Origin of the sequence: Haloferax sulfurifontis ATCC BAA-897 (assembly GCF_000337835.1) — an archaeon.
Lineage (GTDB): Archaea > Halobacteriota > Halobacteria > Halobacteriales > Haloferacaceae > Haloferax > Haloferax denitrificans.
The window spans coordinates 114294-131315 of sequence record NZ_AOLM01000018.1; the positions used below are offsets into that span (position 1 = coordinate 114294).

Below are 17022 nucleotides of genomic sequence, written 5' to 3' on the forward strand. Positions count from 1 at the left end.
CGACCATGCCTACCCGCGACCGGTCGCAGTCGTCGGTCGAATCGCTCGCGCTCCTGTGGGCCGCCCGCGAGAGCGGCGTCATCGACGCGCTCACGACGAGCGCCGGCACCGCCGAGGCCGTGGCCGAAACCGCCGGCATCGACTCCCGAGCCGCCCGCATCACCGTCGAGGCGCTGGCCGCGATGGGTTTCATCAAGCGCGTCGGCGACGAGTACGAGATAACCAACCGCGCGCTCGGCTTCCTCGCCAAGCGCGACGTGCGCTCCATCGGCCGCCTCCCGCACGCGCTCGACCGCTTTTCGCTCTACGCCGACCTCCCAGAGACGATGGTGACCGGCGAGTCACCCGCATTTCCGGACGACTGGCTTCGGAACCGACTCGGCGCGCACGACGCCACCGACGAATCGGTCGTCCGGGCCTGCGTCACCGCCGCGGTCCGCGAGGCCCCCGACGCGACGCGCGTCCTCGACCTCGGCGGCGCGTCGGGCGTCTTCGCCCGCGAGTTCCGCGCTCGCGGCCGCGACGTGACCCTCGTCGACGACGCGGACACCGTGGAAGTCGTCCGACCGCTCCTCTCGCGCGCCGGCGTGGACCTCGTCGCCGGCGACCCGACCGACCCGCCGGCGTCGGGGTTCGGCCTCGTCTTCGCCGGCGACGCCTTCGCCGGGCGCGAGCCCGAGGGGGCGCGAGCACTCGTCGCGGGCGCGCACGACGCCCTCGAACCCGGCGGGTCGGCGGCGTTCGTCGACAGCCTGCACGGCCGGTGTTCGACCGACGCGACTGCGGGGCGGGCGGTGGACGCACTCGCGACCGGCCGCGGCGACCTCTACGACGAGTCGACGGTTCGCTCGTGGGTCGAATCGGCCGGATTCGACGGCTGTACGGTCCGAGACGTGCCGGGGACCGACCTGCAGGCGGTCGTCGGCGAGCGTGCGGTTGATTAGGACCGACCTCCGAGGTCGACTATGGACAACTCGGTGCTGCGCGACGACATGGTCGACGGCCTGGAGCACTCCCTGGAGTCGCTCCCGGAAGCCGTCGCCATCGCCATGCGCGGCGTCCCGCGACACGAGTTCGTCACCGACTCGCCGTATCAGAACCGCCCGACGGAGCACCGCGACACGAACACGACCATCCTCGCGCCGACGACGGTCGCGCGCCTGCTTTCCGCGCTCGACCCCCGGCCGGACGACGAGGTGCTCGTCGTCGGCGCGGGCGTCGGCTACACCGCCGCGGTCATCGCCGAAATCGTCGGCGACGCCCGCGTCCACGCGGTCGATATCACGCGCTCGCTCGTCTACGAGGCGCGCGAGAACCTCCAGCGCGCCGGCTACGGCGGCGTCCTCGTCGACTGCCGCGACGGCGCGGAGGGGCTGGCCGACTACGCGCCGTTCGACCGCATCCTCGTCGAGGCCTCGGCGGTCCGCCCGCCCGCGCGGCTCCTCGCACAGCTCGCCGACGGCGGCCGACTCGTCATGCCGAAAGGCGTCGGCGAGCAGACGCTCGTCGCCGTCGAGGACGGCGAGGTGGCCGAGTCGTTCGGCCCGTTGTCGTTCAAACCGCTCCTCGTGGACGGCGAGCAGACGGGGAGCATCGTCAGAAACCGGACGCGCCGCGAGGACCCCGAGTACGAGGGCCGAGGCTGGCACGCCGGCCACGGCTGGGAGCAAGAGTGGATCGACTGGAGCGGTCGCGGGTAGACGAACGAGCAGGAGGATCGACGCGTCCGCCGGCGTGACAGTCACGGTTCTCCGGGGGCGAGAACCGCCGGCGCACGATTTAGCCGCCGAGCGCGTAGCTACCAGTGGTGAATCAACCATGGAGAAGAACGTCGGCGGCTACGACCGCATCGCGCGCGCCGTCCTCGGACCGGTACTGATTATCGTCGGGGCGGCGAGTCTCGCGGGCTTCCTGACCATCGCGGCGGGGACGCTCGGACTCGTCGTCGCGGTCGCGGCGCTCCTCGTCGGAGCGGTCCTCGCGACCACGGCGGTCACCCAGAAGTGCCCGCTCAACGAACTGCTGGGCTTCAACACCTACGAGGGCGCGACGGCGACCGAGACCGAATCCGCGGGCAAGCCCCGCGCGCAGTGAGCTTTTCTTCGACACTCGAACTCGGCCGCGACCGACGAGAGCGGTGATGCTGACCCGACTGTTATCAGATTGAATAACTAGCGGGAAACAGCTTTTGCGTCGCTCCAGAGACCGGACGTAGCGATGACGCCACCACTCCCGACGCGGGAACAGCTCCCGGACGACCTGATCGAACGGGCCAACTGGGTCGGGTGGCGAACACGGACGTGCGACGGCGAGGAGCGGCCGGTCCCGTGCGACGCGACCGGCGACCCCGCGTCGGTGACAGACGCGTCGGCGCGGACGACGTTCGAGGAAGCGCTCGCGCGCGTCCGAGGCGGCCCCGCCGACGGCGTGGGCTACGTCTTCACCGACGCCGACCCGTTCGTCGGTATCGAACTCGACAACTGCCGCGACACCGAGACCGGCGCGACCGAGGCGTGGGCGCAGACGCTCGTCGACCGGCTCGACTCCTACACGGAAGTCAGTCCCTCGGGGACGGGCTACCGCGTGATTGTCCGCGGGACGCTCCCGCCGGGACGCACCCGAGCCGACGCCCTCGAACTCTCGGCCGGCGCGCGGTTCTGTCCCGTGACGGGCGACCGCGTCGACGGCGCGCCCGCGGCGGTCGCCGAGCGAAGCGACGCGCTCGCGGGGGTTCACGGCGCGTACGTCGAAGCCGGCCCCGAGCCGTCGCGGACTCCGACAATCGGCCCGGACGCTCCGGCGGCCGACCCAGTCCACTCGGACCCAGCCACACCGGAATCGGACCGAGCGCCCGCCGACGCGCGCCTCAACGAACTGAGCGGGCCGGGCAACGACCTCGCCGACGACGAGGTCGTCCGCCGCGCTTCGAACGCCGTCAACGGCGTGACGTTCACCCGCCTGTGGCGGGGCGACGCGAGCGGCTACGACGACCGCGACGAGGCGGACGCGGCGCTGTGTTCGATTCTCGCGTTCTGGACGGCCGGCGACGCGCGACAGATGTGTCGCCTGTTTCGAGACTCCGGGCTCTTCCGGCCGGCGTGGGACGAAGTGGCGCACGCGGACGGCTCGACCTACGGCGCGAAGACGGTCCAGCGGGCGGTTCGGGAGACGAGCGAGTTCTACGACCCGTCAGGCTGGTCCAGCGCGGTTCGGCGGTCGCCGACGCCCTCGGACGACGACCGACCGGGAGACGAACCCGCCGACGACGCGGCGAGTGAACCGCAGGAGCCGCAGGGGCCGCCGCCGACCGCCACGTCGCCCATCGGTGAGCGCGGGTCGTTCGACCGGCTCGACGAGCTCCGAGCGCGGCTCGACGAGGTCGCCGGCGAGAACGAACGACTCCGCGACGAACTCGACGCGGAGCGGGAGCGACGGCGCGCCCTCGAATCGGGGATGTGCGACACCGGCGCGGGAGAGAGTGAAGAAGGGAGAGACGGAGACGAACGCGCGGGACGCGGCTGGTCGTTGTTCGGCTGGTTCCGGCCGTGACCGCCGCTATCTCGGCTGTGTACTGAGCGAGTTCACGATTTGAGTCCGCTTCCGGTGAGCGGTACGACCACGTCGGCGTCGCGGTCGAGGACGCCCGAGAGCCGCAGTTCGCGGAGCGCCGCGGGCGCGACGGCGCAGGTCGGCTCCGTGTAGAAGCCGTGGCGGTGGAGCCGGTCGAGCTCGTCTTCGACCGCGTCGGCCGACAGGGCGATGGCGTCGCCGCCGGTGTCGTCGAGCGCCTCGTGAATCTCGGCCTCGCGGACGGGGTCGAGAATCTGGATGCCGTCGGCGACGTCGTTCGTCTCGTCGGCCGTGTGGTGGCGGGCGTCGGCGATGGGCGAGTAGCCGGCGGCCTGCGCGCCGTACAGTTCGGGCATCCGGTCGGTCCACCCCGCCTCGTAGAGCGCGCGGAAGCCGCGGTACGCGCCGAGGAAGAGCGTCCCGTGGCCCAGCGGCGTGACGACCGCGTCGGGGACCGACCAGTCGCGCTGGGCGGCGATTTCGTAGGCGACGGTGGCCGTGCCCGCGAAGAACGCGGGGTTCCACGCGTGGCTCGCGTACCACGCGTCGTCGGCCTCGACGGCCTCGACGCAGGCGTCGGTCACGGCCTGTCTGGAGCCCTCGATTCGGACGGGCTTCGCCCCGGCGCGCTCGATGGCGCGGACCTTCGAGGGCTTGACCGACGCGGGGACGTAGATTTCGGCGTCGATGCCGGCGCGGGCGGCGTAGGTGGCGACGGCGGCCCCCGCGTTGCCCGAGGAGTCCTCGACGACGCGCTCGACGCCGAGTTCGGACGCGAGAGACAGCATCGTCGTCGCGCCGCGGTCCTTGAACGAACCGGAGGGAAAGACGTACTCCAGTTTGAACGAGGCCTCCCACTCCGCGGCGTCGACGAGGGGCGTCATCCCCTCGCCGAGGCTGGCGTGCGGCTCCGTCGGGAGGAAGTCGTCGAACGCCCAGAGACCGTCGCGGTAGTCGAGGTCGGCGTCGGTCGGGTCGGCCGCCGACGGCGTCGGGTCGGCCGCGAAGTCGAGCGGCTCGCCGCAGGCACAGCGCCAGCGCCACGCGTCGTAGGTCTCGCCGCAGGCGTCGCACGCGAGTCGGAGCCGGGTCGGGAGTTCGGGTGATGTCGTCATGAACGTAAGTGGGTGGTGTCTAGCGTGGAGTCGGGGTGTCGGTAGCGTGGAGTCGGGGGTCAGTACGTGTCGAGGTCGATGCCGACGGAACAGACGTACTCGCCGGAGGCGACCTGCGGGAGGCGGCGCGCGCGCCAGAAGACGCCGTCGTGGTCGGCGGTGACGCGGGCTTTGAGCTTGCCGAACACGTCGGTCACCTCGAAGACGACGTCGCCGGCGGAGACGCGCTCGCCGAGGTCGCGTTTGAACCGGACGAGGCCGCCGACCGGCGAGCCGTACTGGTCGAAGCCGCGGGCGCGGGTCTGGGCTTTCAGCTCCACGTCGCCGTCGAGGAAGTCGTAGCCGCGGAGGACGTTGTAGACGCCGCGGACGCCCTTCTCGATGCTCTCTTCGTCCCACCCGACACAGCCGCCGAGTTCGGGGTCGATAGTCGGGATGCCGGCGTCGGGGGCGGCGCGGGCGAGCTGGCCGTCGGGACCTTTCTGGTCGAGGACGTAGCCGCACCCGAACGTCTTGGCGAGCCGGAGGCACTTGGCGTGCATCCGGTGGTGGCGGCCACAGCGGACGCGGACCTCGTCTATCATCCGGCTCGTCGAGCCCTGATGGAGGTCGACGATGAGGTCGGCGTCGCGGGCGGCGGCGAACGTCGCGGCCGCGATGCGCTCCGAGGAGGTGCCGCGCTCGTCGCCGGGGTACGCCCGGTTCATCTTCGTGTCGTCTATCGGATTGCGGTGCTGTGCGACCTGAAAGGCGTGGTAGTTGACGATGCCGACGACGAGAATCGCCCCGGATATCTCCGCGGGGTCGAGTTGCGGGACGACCCGCTGGATGACGCCGACGCCGTTGAGTTCGTCTCCGTCCGAGGCCGCCTGCATGTAGAGCGTCTTGCCCGACGACGCGCCGTTGATGACGGCGACGGGCAGGCCGACGCTCCCGCCGTCGCGGGACTCGCCGACTTCGAGGCGGCCCACGTCCATCTCCCCGGGGGCCGCACTCGCCGTTCCCAAGGTAATCATACCGCCAACCTCGGACCCGTCTCCCTTTAGGGGTTCGGTCCGTTGAAGCCCCCGAGGAAAGCGTTGCCGCTATGGTCTCGCGGCCGCAACCGGCGAGCGTGACAGACGACGTTCCCGAACGGCCGCCGACGGGGGGACTGGTGCAGGCGCTGGACGTGCCGCGAAACGCCGCTATCGGGGCGGCCGTCGGTCTCGCCTTGGCCGCCGTCGCCTATCTCTTTCGGGTGCTCGAACTGTTCGGCCCCTTCGCCGGCACCCGCGAGTACCCGATACTCGGCCCCGAGGGCTGGTTCCTCCTCCTCGCGTTCGTCCTCGCGTCCGCGACGGCACTGCTCGTCGCGACGGTGCTGACGCTCGTCTCCGCGTATCGGCTGAGTAAGACGCTCTGAGTCGTCGACTCCGGCGGTTCGGCCTCGGGCTCGGACTCGGTCAGGGCGGGGCGGGGCCGGCCTACTCGTCGAACTCGCGCTCGTCGCCGACGAGTTCGCCCAGTCGCTCCGCCCCGGCGCGGGTCCCCTTGGCGATGATGAGGTCGCCGCCGTGGAGCCGCGTTTCCGACCCCGGGGAGACGACCCACTCGCGGCCGCCGGCCCGGCGGACCGCGATGACGCGCATCCCCGTCTCCGTCTTGACGCGCCGGTCGCCGAGGGTCGCCTCCGCGAGGTCGCTCGACGGGGCGACCCGCAGGCGGATGATGACCTCGTCGGACTCCTTGACCGCGGCGGCGACGACGGGGTGGGCGTCGATGCCGCGGAGGACGCCCTCGGCGATTTCGAGCGCGGCGTCGGAAATCATCTCGGTCGCGCTCGCCAGTTGGACGAGTCCACGGAGCGACACGGGGTCTTCGACCCGGCTCGCCGCGCGGAGCGTCCACGCCTCGAACCGGGACTTGAGCGCGTCAACCTCGGCTTCGAGTTCCTCGACCTCCTCGGCGACGCCCTCGCTGTCGAACAGCACCGCGCCGTAGGCGAGGTCGACCGCGAGCTCGCTCATGTCCTTCATCAGGACGATGGAGTCGACGGCGCGTTCGAGGTCCTCGATGGTCGGCTCGGGCACGTCCGGCGGGTCGTACCGGAGCCCGGTGGCGGCCTCGTGGACGGTCTGGAGACCGTCGTCGCGGCCGCGGAGGAGGAGCACGTCGCCGGCGCGGAGCGTCGTCTCGTGGTCGGGGTTGGTCACCCACTCGCCGGCGCGGTGGATGGCGACGACGCGGACGCCCGTCTCGGTCTCCATGTTGATGTCGCCGAGGTCGCGGCCCGCGTACGGCGACTCGTCGGTGAGTTCGCACCGAATCGTCGTCTCGACGGCCTCGGGGAGCGCCGCTCGGATGGCGTCCGGGAGGCCGATGTCCTCGATGACGACCTTGGCGATGTCGCCCGCGGCGTCCGAAATCTTCTCGGCCGCGCCGACGACGCCGAGGACGGGCGCGAGTTCCTCGGCGTCCTCGGGGCTACGAGCGGCCATCATCAGGCTCATACGCGCCTGTAGCTGGAGGATGTCCATCCGCTCTTCGAGGTCGAGGACCTCGGCCGCGAGGTCGTCGTTAGCGTGGAGGACGGCGGAGTACGAGAGGTCGATGAGTAACTCCGCGGTGTCTTTCATCTCGGCGAGGACGGCCTTGACGCTGACAGGCTCGTACTCGATGTCCTCCGGATTCATGCGCCCGCCTTCACGACGGGACGGCAAAAGGCTTGCCAGGAATAGTGGTGCCACCGTGGTTCGAACGAACTACGCCGCCGACGTATATGACTGCGAGGGTCGCCCGAGCGGCGCGCGCGGCGCGGCTCGGGAACACCGTATAAATGGCCCGAAAACAACGACAATCGTCGAACACTATGTTAGACAGCAACAGTCGCCGAAATCGACAGACGGAACTGCCTTCGTATGTGTATGGCGGTCGATAACATATGAGTGAAAACGATAACGCTTTTTTGATATGGTAGGCAACGTTCTGGGTATGTCAGGCGAACTGAAGCGGGGGCTGGAAGGTGTGCTGGTCACCGAATCGAAGCTCAGTTTCATCGACGGCGACGCGGGACAACTCGTTTACTGCGGGTACGATATCGAAGACCTCGCACGGGACGCAAGCTACGAGGAAGTGCTCTATCTCCTGTGGCACGGGGAGCTTCCGACGCGCGAGGAACTCGACGCGTTCTCCGACGAGCTCGCGGCCCACCGCGGCCTCGACGACGGCGTCCTCGACGTGGCGCGCGAACTCGCCGAGCAGGACGAGTCGCCGATGGCGGCGCTCCGAACGCTCGTCTCCGCGATGTCGGCGTACGACGAAAACGCCGACTTCGAGGACGTGACCGACCGCGAGGTCAACCTCGAAAAGGCAAAGCGCATCACGGCGAAGATGCCGTCGGTGCTGGCGGCCTACGCCCGCTTCCGTCGCGGCGACGACTACGTCGAGCCCGAAGAGAGCCTGAACCACGCGGCGAACTTCCTCTACATGCTCAACGGCGAGGAGCCGAACGAGGTGCTCGCCGAGACGTTCGACATGGCGCTCGTGCTCCACGCCGACCACGGCCTGAACGCCTCGACGTTCTCCGCGATGGTCACGTCCTCGACGCTTTCCGACCTCTACAGCGCGGTCACGTCGGCCATCGGAACGCTCTCGGGGTCGCTCCACGGCGGCGCGAACGCGAACGTCATGCGGATGCTGAAGGACGTCGACGACAGCGACATGGACCCCACCGAGTGGGTCGAAGACGCTCTCGACCGCGGCGAGCGCGTCGCCGGGTTCGGCCACCGCGTCTACAACGTCAAGGACCCCCGCGCGAAGATTCTCGGCGCGAAGTCCGAGGCGCTCGGCGAGGCCGCCGGCGACATGAAGTGGTACGAGATGTCGGTCGCCATCGAGGAGTACATCGGCGAGGAGAAGGGTCTCGCGCCGAACGTGGACTTCTACTCCGCGTCGACGTACTACCAGATGGGCATCCCCATCGACCTCTACACCCCCATCTTCGCCGTCTCGCGCGCCGGCGGCTGGATTGCGCACGTCCTCGAACAGTACGAGGACAACCGTCTCATCCGCCCCCGCGCCCGCTACACCGGCGAGAAGGACCTCGACTTCCCGTCGGTCGACGAGCGATAGGCGACGCGTCGCACGCGACTTTTTCCCGTTCCCCGTCACCCGGAGCGACGCGTCGCCCGCCGGGGGCGCTCCCGCTTCCGTCTCCGCCGTCCGTCGTCCGAGCGCGCCTCGCTCAGTCGTCTTCGCCGGCGTCCTCGACGCCGACGCTCCCGCGTTCGACCATGAGCGAGTCGGCGTGGCCCGCCCAGTCGGCGTAGTAGAACGCGACGAGCGCGAACAGTCCCATCCACGTGAACGACAGGACGATGCCGATTCGCGCGCCGAGCGGGCCGTAGTCGAACACCTCGACGAGCAGGTACGACAGACCGACGAAGAAGCCGAACACCCCGGTCAGCCGGGCGACGAAGGGGATTCGCGTCGCGCCCGCGCCCTGTAGCGACCCGGAGAGGCCGACGAACAGCGCCAGCCCCGGCGCGGCGAGGCCGTAGGCGACGGCGAACTTCACGGCCCACTCGATGTCCGCGCCGCCGCCGGAGCCGAGGAGGCCGACGACGGGTTCGGTGAACGCCGCGAGCAGGAGGCCGATACCGCCGACCGAAACGACGGACAGGAGCGCCACCGCCTCTCCCTGATACCGGGCGGCCTCGCTGTCGCCCGCCCCGAGGGCCTGTCCGACGAGGACGCTGGCGGCGACGTTGTAGCCGCGCGCCAGCGGGCTGGCGACCTGCTGGTAGACCCGGCGGCCGATTTGGAAGCCGGCGTTGACGGCGTCGCCGAAGCCGAGGAGGAGCGCGTTGAACGGGAACTCCGCGAGTTCGGCCGCGATGCCCTCGCCGACTCGCGGGGTGGCGATGCGAACGAGTTGGCCGGCGACCGTCCGGTCGCGGGGGCGGACCAGCGAGGTCGGCGACGCGGGGCGGGCGAGCGCGACGAGGAGCAGGCCCGCCGAGAGGACGTTGGCGGTGGAGGTGGCGAGCCCCACGCCGAGCACGCCGAGCGCCGGCAGACCGGCGAGGCCGAAGCCGAGGCCGACCGACAGTCCGATGTTGACGACGTTGGCGAGGACGTTGACCAGCATCGGAGTCCGGGTGTCGCCGACGCCCTGCAACAACCGCGAGCCGACGAGCGAGACCAGCCGCGCGGGCGAGGTGGCGAAGATGACCGCGAGATACGTCGTTCCCAGTTCGACGGCTCGGTCGCTCGCGGGGAACGCGCCGATGGCCGCGTCGCCCAGCGTGAAGCCGAAAATCAGAAACGGGATTCCCGCGAGGAACGCGAGGACGAGCGCCGTCGAGATGGCCTCGCTCCGGTTGGCGTCCGCGCCGCTCCCCGTGTCCTGACTGGAGAGCGCGATTGCGCCGCCGCCGAGGCCGAGGCCGATGCGGAGCGGAAACCGGGCGTAGAGATCGGCGAGGCCGATAGCGACGACGGCGGCCGGGGAGAGCGCCGCGGTGACGGCCACGTCGACGGTCCGCATCGCCGTCTGAGCGGTCTGCTCGGCCATCACCGGCCACGCGAGCGAGAAGATACGCTTCCAGACCCGCCGGAGGCGACCGAGGTTCATGCCGAGGCCACGGACCTCGCGCAGTTGACGCTACCGGAAGCGGCGGTCCCGTCGGTCGTGTTCGATACGACGCGCGAATGACGAACGTCAGACGCGAGCGCTTGGTCGCCGCAGTCGTTCGATTTCACTTTCACTCCGGGTGGGGGACGTTTATATGCACGGGGACCAGAAAGACAGTTGCACGTCACACGCGTGCATTCCCCCTTTCCCCTTTCACCGACCGGCGAGCGACGGCGACGGCGCGCGTTGCCGGGGGCGAGACCGAGTTCTCAACCGACGACCGTGAGGGTTGACATCACGCCCCTGATGCGGACTGGTCCCGAACGATTAAACACAGACACGGGCGATTTCCGACCATGCTCACGCTTGCCGACGTACGCGCCGCCCGCGAGCGCGTCGAAGCGGTCGCCCGGCGGACACCGCTGGAGTACTCTCACACGTTCTCGGAGATGACGGGTGCCGAGGTGTACCTGAAGCTCGAAAACACCCAGCGCACGGGGTCGTTCAAGATTCGCGGCGCGACGAACCGCATCGTGACGCTCTCCGACGAGGAGCAGGACGCGGGCGTCGTGACCGCGAGCGCCGGCAACCACGCGCAGGGCGTCGCGCTCGCGGCGTCGCGGGCGGGCGTGAACTCGAAAATCGTCATGCCGGAGTACGCGCCGATTTCGAAGGTGAAAGCGACCGAGCGCTACGGCGGCGACGTGGTGCTCTACGGCAACGACTACGACGAGGCGCAGGCGAAGGCCCACGAAATCGAGGCGGCGGAGGGCCGGACCTACGTCCACGCGTTCGACGACGAGTACGTCATGGCCGGGCAGGGAACCATCGGCCTCGAAATCGCGGAGGACTGCCCCGACCTCGACACCGTGGTCGTCCCCATCGGCGGCGGCGGCCTCATCTCCGGCATCTCGACGGCCATCAAAGAGCAGTTCCCCGACGCCCGCGTCATCGGCGTGCAGGCGGAACAGGCCTCCAGCGCCGCCGATTCGCTGAACAAGGGGTCGATTCAGACCATCGACGAAGTGGACACTATCGCCGACGGCATCGCCGTCCGCAGAATCGGCGACAAGCCGTTCGAGGTCATCCGCGAGCGCGTGGACGAGGTGGTCACCGTCTCCGACGAGGAAATCGCCGTGGCGCTTACCTACCTGCTCGAACGCGCGAAGACGCTCGTCGAGGGCGCGGGGGCCGTCGCGCTCGCGGCGCTCCTCTTCCAGAAGTTCGACTACGAGGAGGGCGAGGTCGTCGTCCCCGCGCTGTGCGGCGGCAACATCGACATGAACACGCTGACGACCGTGGTGATGCGCGGCCTCGTCGAGACGGGCCGGTACCTCAAGATTCGGACCGAACTGAAAGACCGCCCCGGCTCGCTCGAACAGCTCATCGGAATTATCGCCGCGGAGAAGGCGAACATCTACGCCGTCAGGCACGACCGCACCTCGCGGAAAATCGCGCTGAACGCGACCGAGGTCGAAATCGACCTCGAAATGCGCGGGCCCGACCACGTCGAGTCGCTCCTCGGCGAACTCCGCGAGGCGGGCTACGACGTGGAAGTCCTCGACTGACCGCGTCGCCGGCGCGGTCGGCCGGAACCCTCGTTCGAAGCCGACCGCTCAGGCGAGCCGCGTGAGGCCCATGAACACGAGGAGCGCGCCGATGCCCCGGTAGAGCCAGACGGGCGGGGCGGACTTCTCGGAGCCGTCCGGGGACGGGCGGCGGAGGAACTCGAACCCGAACGCGTGGATTCGCGCCGGGAACGCGAGGTACGCGACGCCGAGCGCCACGACCCCGACGGAGCCGACCTGCCACAGGAGGTTCATGTGCTAAATCCGAACTGTTCCGGCGTATGCTTGTCGGTCGGGACGGTCGGGCAGTCGAGGCGGTCGGTCGACGCGTCGGCGACCGGAGTCCGCCAGAGACGGGCGCGTTTCGGGCGTGTGAGCGCGTGCCCGGCCCCCGACGAACGCCCCCATTTTACCCGGTCGATTATGTCGAATTCGGGCGGGAGACCCCGGCTACGATGATTTTCAGTTCGTGGGAAGCATGCGGGGATTGACTCTCCCCCAATACGAAGGTCTTTAAGAGGGAGTCTCCGGTCCACCGCCCCCGGCCCCCCGGTTCGCCTCGTCGTCAGCGACCCCGCACCCCAACCATGCTCGACCCAGTCATCGCCAGCCGGTTGCAGTTCGCGCTCACGACTATCGTCCACATCATCTTCCCCGTGATGAGCATGGGCCTCGCGCCCTTCCTCATCTACTTCACGTGGAAGGACATCCGCACCGACGACCCGGTGTACGAACAGCTCAGGCGGTTCTGGACGAAGATTTTCGCCGTCTCGTTCGTCGTCGGCACGGTGACCGGCATCGTCCTCGAATTCGAGTTCGGGACGAACTTCGCGGCGTTCTCGACGGCGGCCGGCGAGCTGTTCGGCGGCCCGCTGGCGACCGAGGGGATGATGGCGTTCATGCTCGAAGCGACGTTCCTCGGGGTGTTCGTCTTCGGCCGCGAGAAGGTCTCCGACGCACTCTATATGGTGTCGGCCGTCGCGGTCGGCCTCGGCACGTGGCTCTCGGCGGTGTGGATTCTCGTCGCCAACTCGTGGATGCAGACGCCGCGGGGGTACGAACTCGCGCGCGAGAGCGGCCAGCTCGTCGTCTCGCTCGTCGACCCCATCGCGGCGTACGCCAACCCGCGGTTCCCGTGGATGTTCGTCCACATGCAGAACGCCGCGGTGCTGTCGGTCGCGCTGTTCATGGCCGGCGTCGCGGCGTACCACGTCTGGCAACGCGGCATCAGCGCCGACGACGACCGCGAGGGCGCGCGCTTCTGGCGAAAGACGCTCAAGGTCGCGCTCGTCGTCCTGCTCGTGACCGCGCCGTTTCAGGCGATTCACGGCGACGCCTACGGCCGCCACGTCTACGAGACCCAGCCGCAGAAGTTCGCCGCCATGGAGGCCGTCTGGGAGACCGACAGCTACGTCCCCGAGTACATCTTCGCCATCCCGACGAGCCTCGACGGCATCACCGACCCGCGCGCGAAAGAGCTGTTCGGCATCGGCATCCCCGGCGGGGCGTCGTGGTTAGCAAGCGGGGGTGACCCCCAAGCCGAAATCACCGGCCTCAACGAGTTCGACACGGAGGCCCCGCCGGTCGCCGTCGTCTTCTGGTCGTTCCGGCTCATGGTCGCCGCAGGGTTCTGGTTCATCCTGTTGGCGTTCTGGGCGGCCTATCGCTGGTGGACCGACGAGCTGTACGACGACGACCTGTTGCACAAGGCGTTCGTCGGGTCGTCGCTCCTCGGCATCTTCGCCGTCGAGGTCGGCTGGATCGTCACCGAGGTGGGCCGACAGCCGTGGGTCATCCAAGGCGTCCTCAGGACGAGCGAGGGGGTGTCGCCGGGACTCACCGGCTTCGAGGCGACGCTCACGCTCGCCGGCTTCGCCGTCGTGTACACCGGCCTGCTCGCGCTCTACACCTACGTGATTCGCCGCATCATCCGCGAGGGACCGCCGAGCGTCGACGAGACGGCGGGGGGTTCGGAGGCCGCCTCGCCCTCGGGGGTGACCGGCGATGACTGACTACGGCGCGTTCGCCACCGACCCGCTTTTCGGCCTCCCACTGCAGGAGCTGTGGTTCGGGCTCGTCTTCTTCATCCTCGGGATGTTCCTGTTCCTCGACGGCTTCGACTTCGGCGTCGGGGCGCTGTTTGCGACCCGCGACGACGACGAGGAACGCGAGACGCTTCTGGCCGCAATCGGCCCCTTCTGGGACGGCAACGAGGTGTGGCTCGTCGTCTTCGGCGGCGCGCTGTTCGCCGCGTTCCCGGCGGTGTACGCGAACCTCTTTAGCCGCCACTACCTGCTCATGTTCGCCATCCTCGGGGCGCTCATCCTCCGCGGGCTCGCCCCCGAGATGTACGAACAGCGCCACGACGAGGCGTGGCAGACGTGGTGGGGGCGGGCGTTCGTCGTCGGGAGCGTGAGCGCGCCCTTCTTCCTCGGCGTGTTCGCCGCCCACTGGCTCCTCGGCGTCGAGTCGCTCCTGTCGCTCCCCGGCGTCGTCGTCGGCCTCGCCGTCGTCGCGCTCACCGTCGTCGCCGGCGTCGGCTTCCTCGCGATGAAGACCCGCGGGAGCCTCCAGCGCGACGTGGCCGACTACGGCCCCCGGGCGATGGCGGCCTACCTCGCGCTCGTCGTCGTCACGCTCGGCTACCTCGTCGCCGTCCGCCCCGACCTCGGCGTCCTCGCACCGGTGCCGCTGGCGCTCGTCGCCGTCAGCCTCGCCGCCGCCGCGGGCTACCTGCTCGCGCTCCGCGAGGGGCGCTACACGCTCGCGTTCGGGACCGTCCCGGTCCTCGTGTTCGCGTTCGTCGCGCTCGTGGCGACGCTCATGTTCCCCGTGGCCGACCCCGCGACCGGGCTGACCGTCGCGGACGCCATCGTGTCGGTGCTCCCGCTGAACATCATGAGCGTCGCGTCGGCGCTTCTGTTGCCGCTCGTGTTCACCTACTTCGGCATCCTCTACTCGACGTTCAGCGGCCCCGTCGAGACCGGCGAATCGTACTCCTGACCGACCGCACCCGACACCCACACCAACCATCTAATCATGGCTACGCTCCCCAACACCGAACCCACCGTCGAATCGCTCACCAAACCGCTGACCCTCCTCGGCCTCGGGCTGGTCGTCGTCAGCGTCGCCGTCGCGGGGGTCGCCCTCCGAGACGGCGACGTGGTCACCGCGCTCGGGATGGGGCTGTTGTTCGCCTCGGGCGTCCTCACGACCGGTATCAGCCTCTCCGGGAAATCGGTGTAACCCGGCTGACTGCGGCGGGGACGCTCCGCCGCGGACCCGGTCGTTCCACCCTATTTTATGCCGTCGTGGCGAAATCCACCGCGTATGAAGCGCGTCATCGAGACCGACGAAGCGCCGGCCGCGGTCGGTGCGTACAGTCAGGCGACGACCAACGGCTCGCTCCTCTACACGGCGGGACAGATTCCGCTGACGCCGGACGGCGACCTCCTCGACGACGAGGACATCGCGACGCAGACGACGCAATCGCTCGACAACGTGATGGCCATCCTCGCGGAGGCCGGCGCTGACGCGAGCGACGTGCTGAAGACGACCGTGTTCCTCGCCGACATCGACGACTTCGAGGAGATGAACGAGACGTACGCGACCTACTTCGACGAGGAGCCGCCGGCCCGCTCGGCGGTCGAGGTCGGCAACCTGCCGAAGGGCGTCGGCGTCGAAATCGAGGCCGTCGCCGTCGTCGACGAGGCGTAACGTGGCCCGCCGCGTCCGGTCCGCGCTCGCGTGGGGCACGGCGAGCCTCCTGCTCGTGGGCGTCCTCGCGCAGGGCGCGGTTCTCCTCGGACTCGGTATCGACGCGTCGTTCGGGGCGGTCGCCGCGGTGGCGGTCGTCGCCGGCGTCGCGGTCGCGTCCGTGACATACGCCATCGAACCGCGACTCGAACGGAAAGGAAGGGCTTAAATTATCCAGGCGGGAACGTTGCGTTGTAAGCCAGGATGGCCGAGCGGTAAGGCGCACGCCTGGAAAGCGTGTTCCCTCTGGGATCGGGGGTTCAAATCCCTCTCCTGGCGCTTCTCTGAAAACTACACCTCCGAGCGACGCGTCTCGGCGCGTCGCGGACGGCTGTTTTCGTGAAGCGTTTCTGAGAGGGATTTGAACCAGGGAGCGAAGCGAACAGAGTGAGCGGAGCGACCGAGGTTCAAATCCCGCTCCCGACACGTCTCCGAAAACCCATATCTGTGACCCAGACCCGCACCGAGTACACCGACTCGAACCCCGCCTCTCGCGCCCGAGGCACATAGCCTCTCGCTTAATCGCCGGACGGCGGGAACCGTCGGCGGAGTCTATCGCACCACCCGCCAAGGACTACTTACGTCGTGACTGGCAGGGCACCCCCAGTTCGACGCGACCCGAGGCACTACCACCACACACCCAATCGAAGGCACAACCAGAGACCCGACCGTACGAACTGTTCGGACAAAACATTCATCCCCATGGGACGCGATACCACGATTGACAATGCCTGACACCAAGACCGGCCGCGAGAAGAAGGGCCTCAACAAGCGGACCCAACTCACCGAGCGGCTGTACGAACGCGAGTTATCGGTGTTAGACGGAGACGACGACGAGCCCCCGCTCGAGGCCGCGAACGACGACGCCGAAGGCGAGTTCCTCGCGGACGAACTCCCCGAGGACGACTGACGGCGCGGCCGACTCAGCCTCCGACCACGCGAATTTTTATCCGGCGCACCAGAACGTGAGAGCGTGCACCACCGCGCGAACTACGCGACCGTGTTCATCGGGTCGCATCTCCACCCCGACGGCGAGACGCTTGACCTCGACTGGGCGGACGACGCCGGCAACGAGACGGCGACGTTCGAGTTCGACGTCCCGACCGACGACCCCAGAGAGCCGTACCTCGGCATCCAGGCGTTCGACGTGGGCGAGTACGGCCACGAGATTCGAATCAACGGCGACCCGCTTTCGGGGTTCGACATCCCGCCGGGCGACGGCTGGCAGTACTGGGTCGACACCGTGACCGGGGCGCACCTCGTCGAAGGGACGAACACCATCCAAGTCGTCCGCGACGACGAGGGGGACGACGCGTTCGCCGTCGGGACGGTGACGGTCCACTGGAAAGAGCCGGTCGAGGAGTAGCGTATAAAGCGGTTCGGCCGGGGGCGAATT

The 17022-nt window shown here is 69.1% G+C and carries 19 protein-coding genes and 1 tRNA gene; 15 read left to right on the top strand and 5 right to left on the bottom strand.

Translation table 11 applies throughout. The annotated features are described in order from the left end of the window. The first annotated feature begins 5 nt into the window (after positions 1-5). From C441_RS09485 to C441_RS09500, 4 genes are all read left to right on the top strand, one after another. A complete protein-coding gene (locus tag C441_RS09485) occupies positions 6-944 on the top strand; it encodes a class I SAM-dependent methyltransferase (protein WP_007274899.1) in 939 nt (312 codons plus the stop codon). Between the two features lie 21 nt (positions 945-965). After that, on the top strand, positions 966-1700 hold the full coding sequence (locus C441_RS09490; protein ID WP_007274900.1) for a protein-L-isoaspartate O-methyltransferase family protein: 735 nt from the start codon (positions 966-968) through the stop codon (positions 1698-1700). A gap of 118 nt (positions 1701-1818) precedes the next feature. Then, complete coding sequence (locus C441_RS09495; RefSeq protein WP_007274901.1) at positions 1819-2094, top strand: YgaP family membrane protein; 276 nt, start codon at positions 1819-1821, stop codon at positions 2092-2094. Positions 2095-2217: 123 nt separating this feature from the next. Next, positions 2218-3549: a phage NrS-1 polymerase family protein gene (locus C441_RS09500; protein ID WP_007274902.1), complete on the top strand. Its 1332-nt coding sequence runs from the start codon at positions 2218-2220 to the stop codon at positions 3547-3549. A 32-nt stretch (positions 3550-3581) separates the two neighbouring features. Here the strand turns inward: C441_RS09500 and C441_RS09505 are convergent, their stop codons facing one another. Further along, positions 3582-4685 (bottom strand): pyridoxal-phosphate dependent enzyme, encoded by a 1104-nt coding sequence (locus C441_RS09505; protein WP_007274903.1) that lies wholly within the window; start codon positions 4683-4685, stop codon positions 3582-3584. A gap of 59 nt (positions 4686-4744) precedes the next feature. Next, positions 4745-5701, bottom strand: coding sequence for a succinylglutamate desuccinylase/aspartoacylase family protein (locus C441_RS09510; RefSeq protein WP_007274904.1), 957 nt, complete (start codon positions 5699-5701; stop codon positions 4745-4747). Positions 5702-5772: 71 nt separating this feature from the next. Here C441_RS09510 and C441_RS09515 point away from each other — a divergent pair, with 71 nt between their 5' ends. Then, positions 5773-6090 carry a DUF7536 family protein gene (locus C441_RS09515; RefSeq protein WP_007274905.1) on the top strand — a complete coding sequence of 106 codons (318 nt, stop codon included), beginning with the start codon at positions 5773-5775 and terminating at the stop codon, positions 6088-6090. Positions 6091-6151: 61 nt separating this feature from the next. Here C441_RS09515 and C441_RS09520 read toward each other — a convergent pair whose 3' ends face one another. Further along, the gene (locus C441_RS09520; protein WP_004970493.1) at positions 6152-7360 is read right to left on the bottom strand and encodes a potassium channel family protein; all 1209 of its coding nucleotides are present in this window, start codon (positions 7358-7360) and stop codon (positions 6152-6154) included. Between the two features lie 298 nt (positions 7361-7658). Between C441_RS09520 and citZ the strand changes: the two genes are divergently transcribed. After that, positions 7659-8798 (top strand): citrate synthase, encoded by a 1140-nt coding sequence (citZ, locus tag C441_RS09525; RefSeq protein WP_007274906.1) that lies wholly within the window; start codon positions 7659-7661, stop codon positions 8796-8798. Between the two features lie 112 nt (positions 8799-8910). On the opposite strand, the gene C441_RS09530 is transcribed toward citZ, so the two are convergent. Next, a complete protein-coding gene (locus C441_RS09530) occupies positions 8911-10302 on the bottom strand; it encodes an MATE family efflux transporter (protein ID WP_007274907.1) in 1392 nt (463 codons plus the stop codon). 356 nt (positions 10303-10658) lie between these two features. Here C441_RS09530 and ilvA point away from each other — a divergent pair, with 356 nt between their 5' ends. Continuing rightward, a complete protein-coding gene (gene ilvA, locus C441_RS09535) occupies positions 10659-11870 on the top strand; it encodes a threonine ammonia-lyase (protein WP_007274908.1) in 1212 nt (403 codons plus the stop codon). Between the two features lie 48 nt (positions 11871-11918). Here ilvA and C441_RS09540 read toward each other — a convergent pair whose 3' ends face one another. After that, positions 11919-12125 carry a hypothetical protein gene (locus C441_RS09540; protein ID WP_007274909.1) on the bottom strand — a complete coding sequence of 69 codons (207 nt, stop codon included), beginning with the start codon at positions 12123-12125 and terminating at the stop codon, positions 11919-11921. A gap of 332 nt (positions 12126-12457) precedes the next feature. Here C441_RS09540 and C441_RS09545 point away from each other — a divergent pair, with 332 nt between their 5' ends. The 8 genes from C441_RS09545 to C441_RS09580 all read left to right on the top strand — a co-directional run bounded on the left by C441_RS09545 (position 12458) and on the right by C441_RS09580 (position 16992). After that, the gene (locus C441_RS09545; protein ID WP_007274910.1) at positions 12458-13882 is read left to right on the top strand and encodes a cytochrome ubiquinol oxidase subunit I; all 1425 of its coding nucleotides are present in this window, start codon (positions 12458-12460) and stop codon (positions 13880-13882) included. Continuing rightward, on the top strand, positions 13875-14873 hold the full coding sequence (locus C441_RS09550; protein ID WP_007274911.1) for a cytochrome d ubiquinol oxidase subunit II: 999 nt from the start codon (positions 13875-13877) through the stop codon (positions 14871-14873). Before C441_RS09545 ends, C441_RS09550 begins: the two co-directional genes overlap by 8 nt. Positions 14874-14909: 36 nt before the next feature. Further along, positions 14910-15116 carry a hypothetical protein gene (locus C441_RS09555; RefSeq protein WP_007274912.1) on the top strand — a complete coding sequence of 69 codons (207 nt, stop codon included), beginning with the start codon at positions 14910-14912 and terminating at the stop codon, positions 15114-15116. Between the two features lie 84 nt (positions 15117-15200). Then, positions 15201-15587: a Rid family detoxifying hydrolase gene (locus C441_RS09560; protein ID WP_007274913.1), complete on the top strand. Its 387-nt coding sequence runs from the start codon at positions 15201-15203 to the stop codon at positions 15585-15587. 1 nt (position 15588) lies between these two features. Beyond that, on the top strand, positions 15589-15795 hold the full coding sequence (locus C441_RS09565) for a hypothetical protein (RefSeq protein WP_007274914.1): 207 nt from the start codon (positions 15589-15591) through the stop codon (positions 15793-15795). Positions 15796-15824: 29 nt separating this feature from the next. Further along, a tRNA-Ser gene (locus tag C441_RS09570) sits at positions 15825-15905 on the top strand. A gap of 448 nt (positions 15906-16353) precedes the next feature. Further along, positions 16354-16536, top strand: a complete 183-nt coding sequence (locus tag C441_RS09575) for a hypothetical protein (RefSeq protein ID WP_007274915.1) — start codon at positions 16354-16356, stop codon at positions 16534-16536. Positions 16537-16599: 63 nt separating this feature from the next. After that, entirely contained in the window at positions 16600-16992 is a 393-nt protein-coding gene (locus tag C441_RS09580) for a DUF7383 domain-containing protein (protein WP_007274916.1), read from the top strand. The last annotated feature ends 30 nt before the right edge of the window (positions 16993-17022 follow it).